The sequence below is a fragment of the Acetivibrio mesophilus genome (assembly GCF_004102745.1).
In the GTDB taxonomy this organism is placed as follows: Bacteria; Bacillota; Clostridia; order Acetivibrionales; family Acetivibrionaceae; genus Hungateiclostridium; species Hungateiclostridium mesophilum.
Window position 1 is genome coordinate 1 of sequence record NZ_RLII01000082.1, and the last position, 1,401, is coordinate 1,401.

At 36.5% G+C, this 1,401-nt stretch carries 1 protein-coding gene; it reads left to right on the forward strand.

What is annotated here, in order from left to right; genetic code table 11:
- Positions 1-130 precede the first annotated feature (130 nt).
- Positions 131-1,372, forward strand: coding sequence for an IS701 family transposase (locus EFD62_RS17315; RefSeq protein ID WP_128706595.1), 1,242 nt, complete (start codon positions 131-133; stop codon positions 1,370-1,372).
- The last annotated feature ends 29 nt before the right edge of the window (positions 1,373-1,401 follow it).

A 1,401-nucleotide genomic window follows, 5' to 3' on the forward strand; every position in this document is an offset into this window, starting at 1 on the left:
TAATTAGTGTTGTGCATTAAAAAGTAATAAATTGTATTACCAATAAAATAGCAAAACAAAAGCATAAGCAGACCAAATGTGGTAGTTTTGAATTGATAGATAAAAAACTATTTCCACGGGGGTCAAACTTATGCCTGATATAATAATAGAACAAAGCCAAGAAGTAATCAATTATATAAATATGCTAAAGTTGCCTGTTTCTGGAGCTTTGAAGAACCATATGGTTCATATGATTTCAGGCATAATAACCACCGAGGGAAACAAGAATATTTCTAATGTCTATTCAAGGCTTACCTGTAACCGGAACCGGAGTAGTGGCTCAAGGTTCCTTGGAGAATATAAATGGAGTAACGAATACGTAGATTACAAGAGGATAAATCATTCTCTTAAAACTGTTCGTGAGAATGTACCCGAGGGAACTGTAGGTTTTTTCATAGTAGATGACACTTTGAGTAAAAAAGACAATTCTACTAAGAAAATCGAAGGCCTCGACTATCATCATTCTCACAGTGATGGTAAGACCATGTGGTCTCACTGTGTAGTTACTTCCCATTACAAAATCTCCGAGTACTCCTTACCACTTAACTTTAAGCTCTATCTTAGAAAGCAGTTCTTTGGACAAAAAGCCAAGAAACTTTTTAAGAATAAGCAAGAGCTGGCAATGCAGCTAATTGATGAATTTACGCCTGTTACAGAAACTACGTATTTACTTGTAGATGCTTGGTATACATCAGGAAAATTGATGCTTCATGCTCTTAAGAGAGGGTATCATACTATTGGAAGAATAAAATCCAATCGTGTGATTTACCCAGGCGGCATTAAGACTAATATCAAAGAATTTGCCACCCATATACGTAGTAACGAAACCTGCATAATACGTAGTAACGAAACCTGCATAGTGACAGCAGGAGACGATAACTATTACGTATACAGATATGAAGGTAAAATCAATGATCTTGAGAATACCGTAATTCTTATATGTTGGAGCAAAAAAGATCTTTCTGACACACCAGCATTTATCGTAAGTACCGATGTAAGCCTAACCGCCTCCACTATTGTTGGATATTACCAGAACCGCTGGGATATTGAAGTGAGCTACCGATATCATAAGAACTCATTAGGGTTTGATGAATACCAGGTTGAATCATTAACTTCAATAAAGCGTTTCTGGAGTATGGTCTTTATGACCTATACTTTTCTTGAGCTCTTCAGGGTCTCTAAAAAGAGAACCTTGAAACTTGAGACCATTGGAGATACCATAGGGTATTTCCGCAAACAATATATGGTCTGTATTGCCAAGTTTGCATACTCTTGTGCAGAAAAAGGGGTAAGTCTTGATGATGTAGTTGCCAAATTAGGGGTCGCTGCATAAAGTTTTACATTTTACTGCACAAGTCAAAT